Origin of the sequence: Stenotrophomonas sp. NY11291, from assembly GCF_023277365.1 — a bacterium.
Lineage (GTDB): Bacteria > Pseudomonadota > Gammaproteobacteria > Xanthomonadales > Xanthomonadaceae > Stenotrophomonas > Stenotrophomonas geniculata.
This window is the reverse complement of record NZ_CP096975.1, coordinates 1,375,197-1,390,508: the sequence shown is the minus strand read 5'-3', so window position 1 is coordinate 1,390,508 and position 15,312 is coordinate 1,375,197. Positions and strand designations below refer to the sequence as shown.

The 15,312-nt window shown below is 66.7% G+C and carries 12 protein-coding genes; 7 read left to right on the top strand and 5 right to left on the bottom strand.

The window, feature by feature from the left end:
- Positions 1-50: 50 nt before the first annotated feature.
- Positions 51-671 (bottom strand): LysE/ArgO family amino acid transporter, encoded by a 621-nt coding sequence (locus tag M1L61_RS06495; protein ID WP_248854465.1) that lies wholly within the window; start codon positions 669-671, stop codon positions 51-53.
- Positions 672-775: 104 nt separating this feature from the next.
- Between M1L61_RS06495 and M1L61_RS06490 the strand changes: the two genes are divergently transcribed.
- From M1L61_RS06490 to M1L61_RS06470, 5 genes are all read left to right on the top strand, one after another.
- Positions 776-1,669: a LysR family transcriptional regulator ArgP gene (locus M1L61_RS06490; protein ID WP_010483208.1), complete on the top strand. Its 894-nt coding sequence runs from the start codon at positions 776-778 to the stop codon at positions 1,667-1,669.
- Between the two features lie 78 nt (positions 1,670-1,747).
- Positions 1,748-3,160, top strand: coding sequence for a TolC family protein (locus M1L61_RS06485; RefSeq protein ID WP_248854464.1), 1,413 nt, complete (start codon positions 1,748-1,750; stop codon positions 3,158-3,160).
- On the top strand, positions 3,153-4,166 hold the full coding sequence (locus M1L61_RS06480; RefSeq protein WP_019337572.1) for an efflux RND transporter periplasmic adaptor subunit: 1,014 nt from the start codon (positions 3,153-3,155) through the stop codon (positions 4,164-4,166). Before M1L61_RS06485 ends, M1L61_RS06480 begins: the two co-directional genes overlap by 8 nt.
- Positions 4,151-5,338 carry an ABC transporter permease gene (locus M1L61_RS06475; RefSeq protein WP_057502540.1) on the top strand — a complete coding sequence of 396 codons (1,188 nt, stop codon included), beginning with the start codon at positions 4,151-4,153 and terminating at the stop codon, positions 5,336-5,338. The genes M1L61_RS06480 and M1L61_RS06475 overlap by 16 nt, the downstream gene beginning before the upstream one ends.
- Positions 5,335-6,462: an ABC transporter permease gene (locus M1L61_RS06470; protein WP_248854463.1), complete on the top strand. Its 1,128-nt coding sequence runs from the start codon at positions 5,335-5,337 to the stop codon at positions 6,460-6,462. The genes M1L61_RS06475 and M1L61_RS06470 overlap by 4 nt, the downstream gene beginning before the upstream one ends.
- Before the next feature lie 128 nt (positions 6,463-6,590).
- Here the strand turns inward: M1L61_RS06470 and M1L61_RS06465 are convergent, their stop codons facing one another.
- Positions 6,591-6,959, bottom strand: a complete 369-nt coding sequence (locus tag M1L61_RS06465) for a glycine zipper 2TM domain-containing protein (protein ID WP_005415760.1) — start codon at positions 6,957-6,959, stop codon at positions 6,591-6,593.
- A gap of 166 nt (positions 6,960-7,125) precedes the next feature.
- Entirely contained in the window at positions 7,126-9,348 is a 2,223-nt protein-coding gene (locus M1L61_RS06460) for a methyl-accepting chemotaxis protein (RefSeq protein WP_029379860.1), read from the bottom strand.
- A gap of 282 nt (positions 9,349-9,630) precedes the next feature.
- Between M1L61_RS06460 and M1L61_RS06455 the strand changes: the two genes are divergently transcribed.
- Entirely contained in the window at positions 9,631-10,023 is a 393-nt protein-coding gene (locus M1L61_RS06455) for a barstar family protein (RefSeq protein WP_049451902.1), read from the top strand.
- Positions 10,024-10,053: 30 nt separating this feature from the next.
- Here M1L61_RS06455 and M1L61_RS06450 read toward each other — a convergent pair whose 3' ends face one another.
- A complete protein-coding gene (locus M1L61_RS06450; protein WP_227199540.1) occupies positions 10,054-11,046 on the bottom strand; it encodes a glycosyltransferase in 993 nt (330 codons plus the stop codon).
- On the bottom strand, positions 11,046-12,323 hold the full coding sequence (locus tag M1L61_RS06445) for an O-antigen ligase family protein (protein ID WP_043396651.1): 1,278 nt from the start codon (positions 12,321-12,323) through the stop codon (positions 11,046-11,048). Before M1L61_RS06445 ends, M1L61_RS06450 begins: the two co-directional genes overlap by 1 nt.
- Before the next feature lie 350 nt (positions 12,324-12,673).
- On the opposite strand from M1L61_RS06445, the gene mutS reads away from it, so the two are divergent.
- Entirely contained in the window at positions 12,674-15,229 is a 2,556-nt protein-coding gene (gene mutS / locus M1L61_RS06440; protein WP_248854768.1) for a DNA mismatch repair protein MutS, read from the top strand.
- The last annotated feature ends 83 nt before the right edge of the window (positions 15,230-15,312 follow it).

Below are 15,312 nucleotides of genomic sequence, written 5' to 3'. Positions count from 1 at the left end.
GTGAACCGTATCGATGGAACACATACGCAACACCGGCGTGCGTCACGCACTCATGGCGATAAAGGACGCAACAGCAGCAGCGTGGCCAGGCAGAACATGAAAACCGCCACGCCGGCGTCCAGCATCCGCCAGGCGCCCGGTCTGCGGAACACCGGCTGCAACAGGCGCGCGCCATAACCAAGAGAACAGAACCAGGCCACGCTGGCGACGCACGCACCGGCGGCAAAGGCCCAGCGCAGATCGCCCGGGTAGCGCGTGGACAGACTGCCCAGCAGTACCACCGTATCCAGATAGACGTGCGGGTTGAGCAGGGTGAAGGCCAGGCAGGTCAGCAGCACCTGGCGCCCACTGCCGCCCTGCGCCTCGGCGGCGGCCAGCGCACTGCCCCCGCGCCACGCGCGCAGGCCTGCCTGCAGGCCATACCAGAGCAGGAAGGCCGCACCACCGAAACGCAGCACCTGCAGCAGCAGCGGCCACTGCAGCACCAGCGCGCCCATGCCGCCAACGCTGGCAAGGATCAGGGCGATGTCCGTACCGGCGCAGGCCAGCACCACCCTCCCCACATGACGCTGCTGCAGGCCCTGGCGCAGCACGAAGGCGTTCTGCGCACCGATGGCGATGATCAGGCCGGCACCTGCGAACAGGCCGGCGGCGGTAGCGGCGATCCACATCAGGACAGGCCAGGCAGCGGGGGGACGCGCAGGGTGCGGCCAACGGACACGTTAAGACAAACTGATTTTTCTTTATCCTGTGCAGAAATACTGAAGAGGTACTGGTGGACCTGGTACATCCGCAACTGTCCGCATTTGCCGCAGTGCTGGAAGAAGGCAGCTTCGAGGCTGCGGCGCGCCGGCTGTCGATCAGTCCGTCGGCACTGTCGCAGCGGATCAAGGCCCTGGAGGACCGGCTTGGCCAGGTGCTGGTGGTGCGCCAGGCACCGTGCCGGCCCACCGCCGCCGGTGAGGCACTGCTGCGCCGGGTACGGCCGATGCAGGCGCTGGAGGCCGAGGCAGTGGCCGAACTGCTGCCCGAACGCGGCAGCGACGCCGCACGTACGCCGATCCCCTTGGCGGTCAACGACGACTCGCTCGATACCTGGTTCGTGCCGGCCATCGCCGACCTGCACCAACGCCATGGCTACCTGTTCGACCTGCGCATGGACGATCAGGACCACACCCTGCAGCTGCTGCGCGACGGCAGTGTGCTGGGTGCAGTGACCGCCGAAGGCCAGCCAGTGAAGGGCTGCAACGTACACCCGCTCGGCGCGATGCGCTACCACGCCATCGCCTCGCCCGGCTTCGCCCGCCAGTACTTCAGTGACGGCATGCAGGCCGCGGCCCTGGCGCACGCCCCCATGTTGGTGTTCAACCGCAAGGATGAACTGCAGTGGCGCTTCGTGCGACGCCTGACCCGCGCGCGGCTGCAGCCACCGCTACACTACCTGCCCTCCTCCACCGGTTTCGTCGAAGCCGCCGCGTGCGGACTCGGCTGGGGCATGGCCCCGGAAACGCTGGTCGCACCCGCCGTGCGCGCCGGCCGCGTGGTGGTACTGGAACCCCGCCGCTGGCTCGATGTGCCGCTGTACTGGCAGCATGCCGCCGTGCGTTCAAGCACGCTGCAGCACATCACCCAGGCGCTGCGCACTGCGGCCAGCGGCACCCTTCGTTGAGGACAATCCGATGACCGCAGACCCGGGCTTCACGCCGCGCGCACTACCGTTTGCGCACTTCTTCACCACTGGGACGGCATGGGCGTGATCGGCCGACGTACAAGGATGCACCGCGCGAAGCCCGCGCTGGCGCTGGCACTGGCGCTGGCGACCTGCCTGCCATTCGCTGCGTCCGCGCAGAACAACACCGACGCACCTGCATTGGACTGGGAACAGGCGCGGCAACGCCTGGAGCAGGTCTCCGATGCACTGGCGGCCGCTGACGCAGCGGTACGCAACAAGCAGGACCTGCAGGACGCCACCCGCCTGCTGCGCCTGCCGGAGATCACCGGCGAAGTGCGCCGCCTGCAGTTCCAGAAGACCCTCACCCTGCCGCTGGGCTCGCTGGCCCCCGTGGCTGAAGCCTTCGGCATCGATTCGCCGCTGTCGTTCACCGAGCGCGACTGGCGTACCCGGCCCGTGGTCACTGCGGTGCTGCCGTTGTACACCGGCGGCGTGATTCCGGCCGCGCAACGTGCCGCCAGCGCCGCCCACGAACAGGCCAGTGCCGAACGCGAAGCACAGCGCCAATCGCTGACCGTGCAGCTGGCCCAGGCCTACTTTGGCCAGCGCCTGGCCGAGCAGGCAGTGGACGTACGCCGCGACGTGCGCGATGGCCTCAACCAACATCTGTCCGATGCGGAGAAGCTGGAGCGCGAGGGCTTCGCCACCCGTGCTCAGCGCCTGCAGGCCACCGTGGCCCGCGACAAGGCCGAGCGTGAGTACCAGAAGACGGTGAACGATCTGGCCACGTTGAAGGCTGCGCTGGCCACGCTGCTGCGCAGTGGTGGCGAAGTACAGCCCGTATCGCCGTTGTTCGTGCAGCGCGTGCCGCTGGAGCCGGTGGCCAGCTTCGAGCGCACCGCGCAGGCGCGCCAGCCGCAGATCGCACGCCTGCGGGCGATGGTGGCGCAGGCCGAACAGGGCGTGCGCGTGCAGCAGGCCAAGCTGAAACCGCAGATCTTCGCCTTCGGCCAGTACGACTTCCGCCGCCGCGACGAAATGCTGACCGACCCGGACTGGGCGTTCGGCATCGGCCTGAAGTACACCTTCCTGTCGCCGAACTCGCGGCCGGCGCAGATCAGCGCTGCGCGCGCGCAGCAGGAGCAGGCCGAAGCCGGCCTGCGCGAGGCCGAAAACCAGGTCGCACTGGGCGTGCGCAAGGCCTGGAATGAGCTGGAGACCGCGCGCCAGCAGTACGTGCTGCTCGACAGCAGCATCGCCCAGGCACAGGAAAACCTGCGCCTGCAGGAACTGGCGTTCCGCGAAGGCCAGGCGACTTCGCTTGATGTAATCGACGCGCGGCTCGGCCTGGGCGGTGCCCGTGTCGAGCGCGCGCAGGCCGCCTACCAATACGATATTGCGCTGGCACAGTTGCTGGAGGTCAGTGGACAGATGGACCGTTTCGAAGAGTTCCGGCGGCGTGCGGACGAGGTGATCGACCATGAGTGATGTGCTGCACGACGATGCGACGACGCCCCCAGCCAAGCGCCGTCTGGGCCCGATCCTGATAGTGGTGCTGCTGGTCGTGGTGGTGCTCGGCCTGTGGCTGGCCTGGCGCAGCCCGGCCGACCAGATCCAGGGCATGGCCGATGCGGACACGATCAACGTGGCCGCCAAGATCACCGCGCGCGTGGCCGAACTGAAGGTGCGCGAGGGCGACCGCGTGCAGCCCGGCCAGGTGCTGTTCCTGCTCGACAGCCCCGAAGTGGCCGCCAAGGAACAGCAGGCGCATGGCGCATTGGCCGCCGCGCAGGCGGTGGCCGACAAGGCCGACGAAGGCGCGCGCAGCGAGGACATCCGCGCCGCCGAAGCGAACTGGAAGCGCGCCGAAGCCGGTGCGACGCTGGCCGAGGCCACCTACCAGCGCGTGCAGAACCTGTTCAACGAAGGGGTGATGACCCGGCAGAAGCGCGATGAAGCGCATGCCCAGGCCACCAGTTCGCGTGAACTGGCCCGTGCCGCCCGTGCGCAGTACGACATGGCGCTGGCCGGCGCACGCGAGCAGGACAAGCGCGCCGCGCAGGGCCAGGTGCAGCAGGCACAGGGCGCGGTGGCCGAAGTCAACGCTGCGCGTGTCGAAGTCGAAGGGCGCGCGCCGGTGGCCGGCGAGATCAACAAGCGCATGGCCGACCCGGGCGAGCTGGTGCCAGCCGGCTATCCCGTGTTCACCCTGGTCGACATCGACCGCATGTGGGTGGCGATGAACCTGCGCGAATCGCAGATGCAGGGCCTGAAGGTCGGCAGCAAGCTGCAGGGCAGCGTGCCGGCACTCAACCAGGACGGTGAGTTCGAGGTCTACTTCATCAATCCGGCCGGCGACTATGCAACCTGGCGCACCACCCGTCAGTCGTCCGGCTACGACGTCCGCAGCTTCGAGGTGCGGGTGCGCCCGGTACGCCGCATCGAGGGCTTCCGCCCCGGCATGAGCGTGCTGTTCGCATGGCCCCAGCACTGAGCCCCGACCGCAACGGCTTCGCCGCTTCGTGGCGGCGCGAGCTGCAGTCGCTGCGCGGCAACCGTGCCGACCTGCTGCTGGTGACCCTGCTGCCCCTGCTGATGCTGGCGGTGATGGCGTGGATGTTCACGCCGTCGGTGATGCGCGATATCCCCATTGCTGTGGTCGACCTCGACCACAGCAGTGACAGCCGCCTGCTGCTGCGCATGCTCGATGCCAGCCCCGGCGTGCGCATCGCCAGCCAGCCCGTGGACATGGAAGACGCCCGTTCGCAGCTGCGCCGCCTGGATGTGTTCGCCATCGTACTGGTGCCGCGTGATGTCACCCGACAAGCGTTGCGTGGACGGCAGGGCACGGTGTTCGCCTATTACAACGCCACCTACATGACCACTGGCCAGTCGGCGGCGCGCGATATCGGCGACGCCGTCTCGGCCTGGAACGCGCGCCTGCTGCGCGAGCGCATCGGCCTGCAGGTCGGCCCGGGCAAGCTGCGTGCGGCGCCGATCGCGGTGCAGTCGGACATCCTGTACAACCCGGCACGCAGCTACGAACTGTTCCTGCTGCCACTGATCTTCCCGGCGGTGCTGTCGCTGGTACTGGCGCTGGCCGTAGCCGGCAGCCTTGGCCGCGAGATCCGCGACGGCACCCTGCCCGCCTGGCTGGGTCGCACGCCGTGGTCGGCGATTGCCGGCAAGGTCGCGCCGTACACTCTGCTGTTCTCGTTGTATGGCGCGCTCGGCATTGGGTACCTGGCCTGCCTGCGCGGCGATGGTGTGGCCGGCAGCGCGCTCGTGCTGCTGCTCGCACAGCCACTGTTCTACCTGGCCACGGCCGCCTACGCGTTGTTCTTCGTCGGCGTCACCCGCGACATGGGTACCGCGCTGTCCGCGGTCGGCCTCAGCATCGGCACCGCACTGGCATTCTCCAGCGCCACCTTCCCGGTGCTGGATGGCCCCCTGTTCACCCGTATCTGGCATCAGTTGCTGCCACTCAGCGCCTACATCAAGCTGCAGACCCAGCAGCAGTTCATCGGTTCGCCGCTGCAGGTTTCGATATGGCCGCTGACCACGCTGTTGTTGATGACGATGGTGGCCGGCGGCATCGGCGGCCTGCGCCTGATCGCCTTTGCGCGCACGCCCGAAGCCGCACAACCGGCAGGGGCAGACGCATGAGCGCACTCTGGCGCAGCCTCCGGCAGACCCTGATGGCGGTCCTGTGCGATCGCTACGCGATCGTGGTGATGGTCGGCGCGGTGATCCTGTACTCGTTCTTCTACCCGGCCGCGTACCGCCACCAGGTGGCCGGCAACCTGCCGGTGCTGGTGGTGGACGAAGACCACAGCGCGACCAGCCGCGCGCTGCTGCGAAAGCTCGATGCACTCCGCGTTGCACGCGTGGTCGGGCAACCGGCCGACATCGACAGTGCACGCCAGCAGCTGGAAGCCGGCCACGCCGAGGGCATCGTACTGATCCCGGCCAACCTGGAACGCGACATCCTGCGCGGCCATCCGGCCAAGCTGGTGCTGCTCGGCAACGGCGCCTACCTGGGCCGTGCCAGCTGGGTGCTGGGCAGCGTGGCCGATGCACTGGGCGCGTTCGGGCGTGAGGCGGTAGTCGGCCAGGCGGCCTTCATGGGCGCACCGCAGGCACCGCCGGTCACCCTGGTGCAGCGCCCGCTGTACAACACGCAGGAAGGCTATGGCAGCGCCATCGTGCCCGGCGTGGCCGAGCTGATCGTTCACCAGACCCTGTTGATGGGCATCGGCGTGCTGCTCGGTGGCCGCCGACTCGCGCTGGGCCGGCGCCTGCGCTTCGACCTGCCAACGCTGGCGGGCATGGCATTGGGCTTCAGCCTGATCGGCCTGTTCGGTCTGTTCTGGTACGCCGGCTTCACCGCGTGGGTGCAGGACTATCCGCGCGGCGGCAATCCACTGGGCCAGTTGTTGGGCGGCACGCTGTTCATCGCCGCCACGGTGGCGTTCGGCCTGTTCGTCGGCAGCTTCTTCCGCACCCGCGAACGCGCCTTCCAGTACATCATCGCCACCTCGATCCCACTGTTTTTCCTGGCCAACCTGTCGTGGCCGGCGGTGATGACGCCGCAACCGCTGGTCTGGCTGGCGCAGCTGCTGCCGACCACCTCGGGCATCAACCTGATGGTGCGCCTGAACCAGATGGACGCCCGCCTGACTGAAGTCGGCCACGAACTGATCACCCTCACCGTCCTGCTGCTGCTTTACGGCAGCCTCGCCACCTGGCGCCTCCTCGCAAAAAAGGGGACGGAGGGGATTAAGTCGTAAACGGCAAGACTGGGGAATTGCGACTTAATCCCCTCCGTCCCCTTTTTCCCCTAACGACGAACGCCGGCGCGGGGCCGGCGTTCGAGTACTGCGGTGTGGAAGGGGAAACGGGGTACGGCTGCGAGCGATCAGCGGTAAACGCGTTCGCAGCGGCGTTCGACCACGCGGTCGCCGTTCTTCTGCTGGCTGTTGCCCTGGATCTGGCGGCCGGCAGCGCCGCCCGCTACGGCACCGGCCACGGTGGCCAGCTTCTTGCCGTTGCCACCGCCCACCTGGTTGCCCAGCAGGCCACCAATCACAGCGCCAGTGGCGGTACCGGCGATGCGGTTGGGATCGCGCGAATTACGCTGCACTTCCACGTTCTTGCAGACCACGCGGCTGCCGTCATTGAACTTGCGTCCCTCATCGCGCGGCCCATAGGTCTGCGCGCCGGCCACCGACGAAGCCGCCAGCAGGGTGCCCAGCACAAGCAATCGGGTCGAGGTCTTCATGGCCATCTCCTGAGTTCCGGTATGGCACCAGTGTCCTCCCGCGGTTGGCAACCGGAAGTGAAATGCGCGTGTCCGCCACTTCATCGGCCATCGCACGTTCAGGAAGAAAATCCGCGCCCATCGCGACCAGCCGTCGCGATGGGCGCCGTCTCCCTGCCGGCATTGCCCTCTGCTAGAACTCTTCCCAACCACCCGCATTGGCGGCCAGCGTCGGCTCAAGCCGCGGCGACAGCACCGCAGGCCGGCGTACCGGCGCAACCGATGCCGCCACGGCTGCCAGCGCCGGGCGTACTGCGGCGGCGGCGGTCACCGCCCCCGTGCGGAACACCGACACGGCTTCGGCCAGCAGGTTCGCCTGCTCCTCCATCGAGCGCGCTGCGGCACTGGCTTCTTCGACCAGCGCGGCATTCTGCTGGGTGGTCTCATCCATCTGCACCACCGCCTGGTTGACCTGTTCGATGCCCGAGCTCTGCTCCTGGGAGGCAGCAGAGATATCGGCCATGATGTCGGTCACGCGCTGCACCGAGGCCACGATCTCGCCCATCGTGGTGCCGGCCTGGCGGACCAGCGCCGAGCCATCGGCGACCTTGCCGACCGAATCCTCGATCAGGCCCTTGATCTCCTTGGCCGCGCCCGCCGAGCGCTGCGCCAGCGTACGCACTTCGCTGGCCACCACTGCAAAGCCTCTGCCCTGCTCGCCAGCACGCGCAGCTTCGACCGCCGCGTTCAACGCGAGGATATTGGTCTGGAAGGCGATGCCATCGATGACCGAGATGATCTCGGCGATCTTCTTCGACGCGGCTTCGATGGCCGACATCGTGGTGACCACCTGCCCGACCACTTCACCGCCCTGCGAGGCAACACCATGCGCGCCGATGGCCAGCTGGTTGGCCTGGCGTGCATGCTCGGCGTTCTGCTTCACGGTAGAGGTCAGTTCCTCCATCGACGCTGCCGTTTCTTCCAGGTTCGCCGCCTGCTGTTCGGTACGCCGCGACAGGTCGGTGTTGCCCGAGGCGATCTCGCCCGCTGCCAGGTTGATGCTGGAAGCACTGGCCTGGATACGGCCCACGATCTGCTTGAGCTGATCGACGGTGGCGTTGCAGTCATCACGCATGCGCGCGAACACGCCGTGGAAATCCCCCTGCATGCGCACGGTCAGGTCGCCGCGCGAGATGGCCTGCAGCAGGGTCGAGACCTGCACCAGGTTCTCGTCGGTGGTCTGCATCAGGCGATTGAGCCCTGCCACCATGTCGCGGAAATCGTAGGCGAAGCGATCTTCATCACCGCGCAGGCTGAAGTCGCCTGCCGCGGCCGCTGTCGCCAGCCGGCGGATCTCGCTGTTGATCGCCGACAGGCTGGACTTGGTTTCGTCCATCGCCTGGGTGATCGCCGCCTTCTCGCCGGGCAGCGGGTCCATGTCCACCGACAGATCGCCGCGTGCGTAGTGCTTCATCACCTCGATCAGCCGGTTCTGTACCTGCACGTGCGATCCAACCAGCGCATTGGTCTCATGCACCATGCGCCCGTAGTCGCCGGGGAATGCGCTCTCGTCCATGCGGTAGCTGAGGCTGCCGGCATCGTGCTGGCGTGCCAGCTCGCCCTGCGCCGCCATCACCGACTGCAGCTGTGCCTGCATGCGCTGCATCGACTTCAGCAGCTGGGTCACCTCGTCGTTGCCAGTGGCGTCGATGCTGCTGTCCAGGCGGCCACTGGCGATGCCGTCGGCCAGCTTCACCGCGCCTTCCAGCGGACGGGTCAGGCTGCGGGTGATCGCCCAGGCCGCCAACGTGCCCAGCAGCAGGCTCAGTGCCCCGAACGCGATCGACAGCGTGCCGGTCCACGATTCGGTTGCGCGGTACTCTTCGCGGCTGCGTTCGGTCAGTGTTTCCTGGTGGCGCAGCAGGGCCGAGATGGATTCATTCCAGGCCGTTGCCAGACCGTGCTCGGCCAGCAGCTCCTTCGCTGCCCCATCAAAATCCCCCACCTTCATGCGCTCATGCAGTTGCTGGGTTGATGCATCGGTGGCCTTTCGTGCCGCCTCGATGCGCGCGACCAGGGTATCGCCGGTGGCGTCACGCGGAATCTTGATGTACTTGGCCCAGATACCGTCATAGGTCCGCGACAACTCCTGGGCACGCTGGTAATCCCTGTCGAACTCATCACCCCGCTTGATCACCATCAGGCGGCGATGCATCAGCACCGCGTTGTTGGTATCAAGCATGTCATTCAACAAACGCATCTTGACCATGTTGACGTCCACCACTTTCTCGAACTGGGCGGATTTCAGCTGATTCCCATACAGCACCAGGCCAACGATGGCCATGATGAACAGCAGCAGCAGACCGAAGCCGGCGCCAAGCCGGGATCCCACACGGAGATTACGTAAGGCAAGCATCTCAATTCCCTTGATCGTGGCCGTACGTTCGATGGCGGCGCAGCGAAGGGAAACTTTACAGGACTTTATATATGGACCGATCCAAATATATGGAACTGTGCAGGCAGTCAGAAAACAAGGCGACAGATAATGGCGCCATATCATTATCGAATACCGCTGACACGCCAGCGCCCGATGAAAATCACGCAGGTTTAACACCATAATCATGCCAACTCCATCCGAAGCGGCCCTGGATTATCTGCGCCGGACACAACCGCCGCCCGGGAGGGCTACAGTCTGCAGATGACACGAATCCTGCACATCGAAGGCGCGTCCATCAACGACATCGCCAGCCTCTACGTGGAAATCAATCGCGTGTTCATGGCCGACGAAGACTGGCAACTGGGCGCAAGCCTGGATGCGCTTGATGACCTGCTTCACGGCGGCTACGGCGCTCTCGCAGGCCATGCCATCGCCACGGTGGTGTGGCGTGACATCGCCCACAGCCGCGATGCACTGGGCCGCGAGACCACGCGCGCCTGGCTGCAATCGAAACTCGCTCAGGGCGGCAGGTTCAACGGTGCGGCCATCCACGCTCAGTTGACGGCACTGGCGCTTGGCCAGGGACAGACCTACTTCGAGATCGTCATGGAGATCTTCGGCAGCCATCCGCAGATCACCCTGGTGCCTGGCTGAGCGGGCTGCAGCGACCAGCCCCACATCAGCTCAGAGTTTGGCCAGGGCCTCGCCCAGACGGCGCGGGAACGCCACCTCGCTGGCCAGGTGCCATGCGCGTGCATTGGCGCCCAGCCGGGTCCACTCGGCCTCATCCATCGCCAGCGCGCGCTCGACGGCCTGTTCCAGCGCCTTCTCATCCACATGCCAGGTCCTGGACAGATGGCAGGGCTCGCCCTCGTGCGCGGCAACCAGGATGCCGCGGCTGTCGTCGATCATCTGATTCATCGGCGCGCCGTCACAGGTGATCACCACCGCCCCGCAGCTCATCGCTTCCACCAGATAGTGGCCCCAGCCTTCGGTCTGCGACAGGCACAGGTGGAACGCATGTTCGTTCTGCAGGCGCTGCACCTCCTGGTCGGGCAGCCGCTCGCGGACGATTCTCAGGTTCGCGGCACCGCCCTCATCTTCGTCCGAAGGGCCGCTGCGCAGGATGGTCAGCAAGGGCCATTCGGGGTGCCGTTTCCAGACATTGACGAGTGCAGCCGTTCCCTTCATACGGCTGGTACCGGCCGCATGCAGGAAGCTGCGCGGCCTGCGCGGCACTGCCGGGTCGTAGCGGTCACGGCTGCAGAAACCGACTTCCAGCGCGCGCATGCCCAGCGCGTTGAAGATGCGCGTGGCTTCTTCGGTCTTGGTCAGCAACGCATCGAACCGCGGCAGGATCCGCAGGCTGCGTGCGGACACCCATTCCGGATTCGGGATCAACAGATTGACGTTGGCCAGTCCGAAGCTCGCCGGCCGGACATGTTCCAGCGAGATGTTGACGTCGAACCGGGCCGGCGTGCGCCCCAGGCTCAGCCACGAGGCCAGCAGCCTGCGCAGGCGCATTCCGCGGAGTTTCCAGGCGCCACCATTGCGCACCGCGTCCAGGCGGCTGACCGTCACCGTGTGCCCGAGCTGCTGCAACGAGCGCTCGATCACCTGGATGTCATGGGACAGCCCACGCTGGTTGTCGGCGGCCAGCAGATGGATATGCGCCATCAGGAAGGACTCCCTGGCCGGAGCAGGTCACGCGCCGGCAAGGCGGTCGCCAGCATGAAACCCAGCACCAGGTAGAAATAGAACGAATGCGGCATTGCCCGGTAGAACACGTTGTCCGTGAACGCCGAAAGCGCATAGACGATGACCACGGCAAGTCCGGCGGTGGCGATCATCGCGGTGATGTCGTCGGCGTGTCCGAGACGTCGCACGAAATGGATGCCGGGCAGGATGAAGACCAGCAGCATGATCAGCAGCAACGGCACGCCACCGGTCACCGCCGCTTCCAGGTACTCGTTGTGTGGGTGGTTGTAGCGGAAGATCGACTCGGACACTTCGCCGCGGGCGATGCCCTCACGTGCATAGGTACCGAACTGGTTCAGGCCCACCCCCGCCACGGGATGCTCGGCGAAGGCGTCGACCGCCACGCCCCACATGGCGATGCGCTCGCGGACCGAGCCGACCTCGTTTTCCTGGTTGAAACCGGAGATCTCGCCACTGACCTCACCGAAGCGCTGGATCACCTCATGGTTCAGCACCGAGGTGGCGCCGACCACGCCAATGACCAGGGCACCGACGAAGGCCAGTGCCCCCCGCCAGCGCCGGGTGCGCCGGACGTGCACCGCAATCACCATCAGCATGGCGGGAATGAACGCCAGGATCGGCCCGCGGCTCTGCGCCAGGATCGAACCATAGACGCCGACGGCGATGGCCACGCCGTGCAGCCAGCGTTCGGCCGGATGGACATTGGGCTGGATCAACCGGATGACCGAGAACAGCGCCATGCACAGCGTCACCATGGTGAACTCGATGGCGGTCCATTCGCCGCCACTGAAACCGTGCGCGCGTTCAAGGCCCATCACGTGGTGCTGCACGATGCACGACCCGCCGAAGACCAGGGTGGACAGGGCGAAGATCTTCCAGATCAGGCGCCAGTCCAGCGCAGTGGCGAACACCGCAGCGGTGCCCAGGTAGAGCAGTGTCTGTGCAGGAAGGTCCAGTTCGTTCCAGCGCAGCCCGTGCCAGAGGATGCTGTAGAAGGCATAGGCCAGGCGCAGGAAGCAGACGATCACGATGAACCGGGCGATGCGGTAGCGCAGGCGGACATCGGGCTGGCGGCGGATCAGAACCACGCCGGTGACCAGCAGGGCCAGCAGCAGCACCGCCTTCAGCAAGGTGTAGGGTGCGGAGCCGGCAAGCGGAACGATGGCGACCAGGATGCTCAGCAGGACGGTACGCCAGGTGTAACGAGGTTCGGCGGCCATGCAGGCTGCAGTCATGCTTGTTCTTTCCATCAACGCCCGCCCGGGGTGAGTCGCCCCGGTTTCCATGGAGGCCGCTTGGCGGAAATCGCCGGGGCTGACACTACCGTGGGGCCCCGTGGAAATCAACCAAACCGCAGGTGTACGGGGGCCTGCGTTGGCGTACGGACAGTCGCGGGCAACCGCCCTTGTCTCTGGGCTTCCGGTCGGGATCATCGACCGCCCCAGGTCGCTACACTAACGATCTCTCCGGCCATGCCTGCGCGTGGCCACGCCCCGACGCCCTGCCAAGACGCGAAACGCCCCAAGTGACTGATACAAAAGACAACACCAGCAACGCCAAGGCGTCCAAGGACCACACCCCGCTGATGAAGCAGTTCTTCGCGGCCAAGTCCGATTACCCGGACCTGCTGCTGTTCTTCCGCATGGGTGACTTCTACGAACTGTTCTATGACGACGCCCGCAAGGCGGCGCGCCTGCTCGACATCACCCTGACCCAGCGCGGCAGCTCCGGGGGCGCACCGATCCCGATGGCCGGCGTGCCGGTACATGCCTATGAAGGCTACCTGGCGCGGCTGGTGGCACTGGGCGAGTCGGTGGCGATCTGCGAACAGATCGGCGACCCGGCGCTGGCCAAGGGCCTGGTCGAGCGCAAGGTAGTGCGCATCGTCACCCCCGGCACGGTCACCGACGAGGCGCTGCTGGATGAACGCCGCGACACCCTGCTGATGGCCCTGTCGCGCAGCAAGCAGGGCTACGGCCTGGCGTGGGCCGACCTGGCTGGCGGCCGCTTCCTGGTCAACGAAGTGGAAACCGACGACGCCCTGGAAGCCGAGCTGGCACGGCTGGAGCCGGCCGAGCTGCTGGTGCCCGACGAAGAAAACTGGCCGGAGTTCCTGCGCCAGCGCACCGGCGTGCGTCGCCGCGCGCCGTGGCTGTTCGATGCCGACAGTGGCCGCCGCCAGCTGCTGAACTTCTTCAAACTGCATGACCTGAGCGGCTTCGGCATCGATGACAAGCCGCGCGCGACCGCTGCCGCCGGCGCCCTGCTCGGCTATGTCGAGGAAACCCAGAAGCAGCGCCTGCCGCACCTGACCTCCATCGCGATGGAGACTGCCGGCGAGGCGATCGCGATGAACGCCGCCACCCGCCGCCATCTGGAACTGGATACGCGTGTTGATGGCGACACCCGCAATACGCTGCTGGGCGTGCTCGACAGCACGGTGACGCCGATGGGTGGCCGCCTGCTGCGGCGCTGGCTGCATCGTCCGCTGCGCCTGCGCGAGGTGCTGGTACAGCGCCACCATGCGGTGGAAACCCTGATCGATCGCGGCAGCGACGCTGACATCCGCGAGCACTTCCGCCGCCTTGGCGACCTGGAACGCATCCTCACCCGCGTGGCGCTGCGCTCGGCGCGCCCGCGCGATTTCTCCACCCTGCGCGACGGCCTGGGCCTGCTGCCAGCGGTGCGCGACGTGTTGGCCCCGCTGGACTCACCACGCCTGCAGGCCCTGCATGCGGCGCTGGGCGAGCACGACGAGTGCGCGCAGCTGCTGGCCAGCGCCATCGCCGAGATGCCGCCGCTGAAGTTGAGCGACGGCGGCGTGCTGGCCGATGGCTTCGATGAAGAGCTGGACGAACTGCGCCGCCTGTCCACCCACGCCGACCAGTTCCTGGTCGACCTGGAACAGCGCGAGCGCGAAAGCAGCGGCATTGCCACCCTGAAGGTGGGCTACAACCGTGTGCATGGCTACTACATCGAAATCAGCAAGGGCCAGTCCGACCGCGCGCCGGTGCACTACACCCGCCGCCAGACGCTGACCAATGCCGAGCGCTACATCACCGAAGAACTGAAGGCGTTCGAGGACAAGGTGCTGTCCGCGCGCGACCGTTCGCTGTCGCGCGAGAAGTACCTGTACGAGCAGCTGCTGGATACCCTCGGCGGGCAGCTGGAGCCGCTGAAGCAGTGCGCCGCCGCACTCAGCGAACTGGACGTGCTGGCCGCCTTCGCCGAACGCGCGCAGGCGCTGGACTGGGCCCGGCCGGAACTGCAGGCCGAGCCGTGCCTGAAGATCGAACGCGGCCGCCACCCGGTGGTCGAGGCGGTACGCGAGCAGCCGTTCGAACCGAACGACCTGGACCTGCATCCGGACCGCCGGATGCTGGTCATCACCGGCCCGAACATGGGCGGTAAATCGACCTACATGCGGCAGAACGCGCTGATCGTGCTGCTGGCCCACATCGGCAGCTTCGTGCCGGCCAGCCGCGCATTGATCGGCCCGATCGACCGCATCCTGACCCGCATCGGCGCCGGCGATGACCTGGCCCGCGGGCAGTCCACCTTCATGGTCGAAATGGCCGAGACCAGCTACATCCTGCACCACGCCACCGCGCATTCGCTGGTGCTGATGGATGAGATCGGCCGCGGCACGTCCACCTACGATGGCCTGGCGCTGGCCGACGCGGTGGCCCGCCACCTGGCCTACCAGAACCGCTGCTACACGCTGTTCGCCACCCACTACTTCGAGCTGACCGCGCTGGCCGATGAGCAGCACGAAGGCGGCCGCAGCGGTATTGCCAACGTGCACCTGGACGCGGTCGAGCATGGTGAGGCGCTGGTGTTCATGCACGCGGTGAAGGACGGCCCGGCCAACCGCAGCTTCGGCCTGCAGGTGGCGGCCCTGGCAGGCCTGCCGCGCGCCACCGTAGCGCAGGCGCGCCGTCGCCTGGCCGAGCTGGAACAGCGCGGTGGTGAAAGCCATGCCGCCGAGCTGGCACCACAGGCATTGGATGCACCGCAGCAGTTCGGCCTGTTCGCGGCGCCATCGAACAAGGCACAGGAAGCACTGGCCGCCATCGATCCGGACGAACTGACGCCGAAGCAGGCGCTGGAAGCGTTGTATCGCTTGAAAGCGCTGCTGTAGCCGCAGCGCAAGCGCTTGGCCTCCTGCCTCGCAGGAGGCCCATCGAAAGATTTCGCAGATCTGATTCTGAGTTTCAATTGACA

Bases quoted from the DNA above. Each gene is read 5' to 3' on its own strand.
- M1L61_RS06470 (WP_248854463.1), top strand. From the start codon at position 5,335: ATGAGCGCACTCTGGCGCAGCCTCCGGCAGACCCTGATGGCGGTCCTG.
- M1L61_RS06485 (WP_248854464.1), top strand. From the start codon at position 1,748: ATGGGCGTGATCGGCCGACGTACAAGGATGCACCGCGCGAAGCCCGCG.
- M1L61_RS06445 (WP_043396651.1), bottom strand. From the start codon at position 12,323: ATGACTGCAGCCTGCATGGCCGCCGAACCTCGTTACACCTGGCGTACC.
- M1L61_RS06475 (WP_057502540.1), top strand. From the start codon at position 4,151: ATGGCCCCAGCACTGAGCCCCGACCGCAACGGCTTCGCCGCTTCGTGG.
- M1L61_RS06450 (WP_227199540.1), bottom strand. From the start codon at position 11,046: ATGGCGCATATCCATCTGCTGGCCGCCGACAACCAGCGTGGGCTGTCC.
- M1L61_RS06455 (WP_049451902.1), top strand. From the start codon at position 9,631: ATGACACGAATCCTGCACATCGAAGGCGCGTCCATCAACGACATCGCC.
- M1L61_RS06495 (WP_248854465.1), bottom strand. From the start codon at position 671: ATGTGGATCGCCGCTACCGCCGCCGGCCTGTTCGCAGGTGCCGGCCTG.
- mutS (WP_248854768.1), top strand. From the start codon at position 12,674: ATGAAGCAGTTCTTCGCGGCCAAGTCCGATTACCCGGACCTGCTGCTG.
- M1L61_RS06480 (WP_019337572.1), top strand. From the start codon at position 3,153: ATGAGTGATGTGCTGCACGACGATGCGACGACGCCCCCAGCCAAGCGC.
- M1L61_RS06460 (WP_029379860.1), bottom strand. From the start codon at position 9,348: ATGCTTGCCTTACGTAATCTCCGTGTGGGATCCCGGCTTGGCGCCGGC.
- M1L61_RS06465 (WP_005415760.1), bottom strand. From the start codon at position 6,959: ATGGCCATGAAGACCTCGACCCGATTGCTTGTGCTGGGCACCCTGCTG.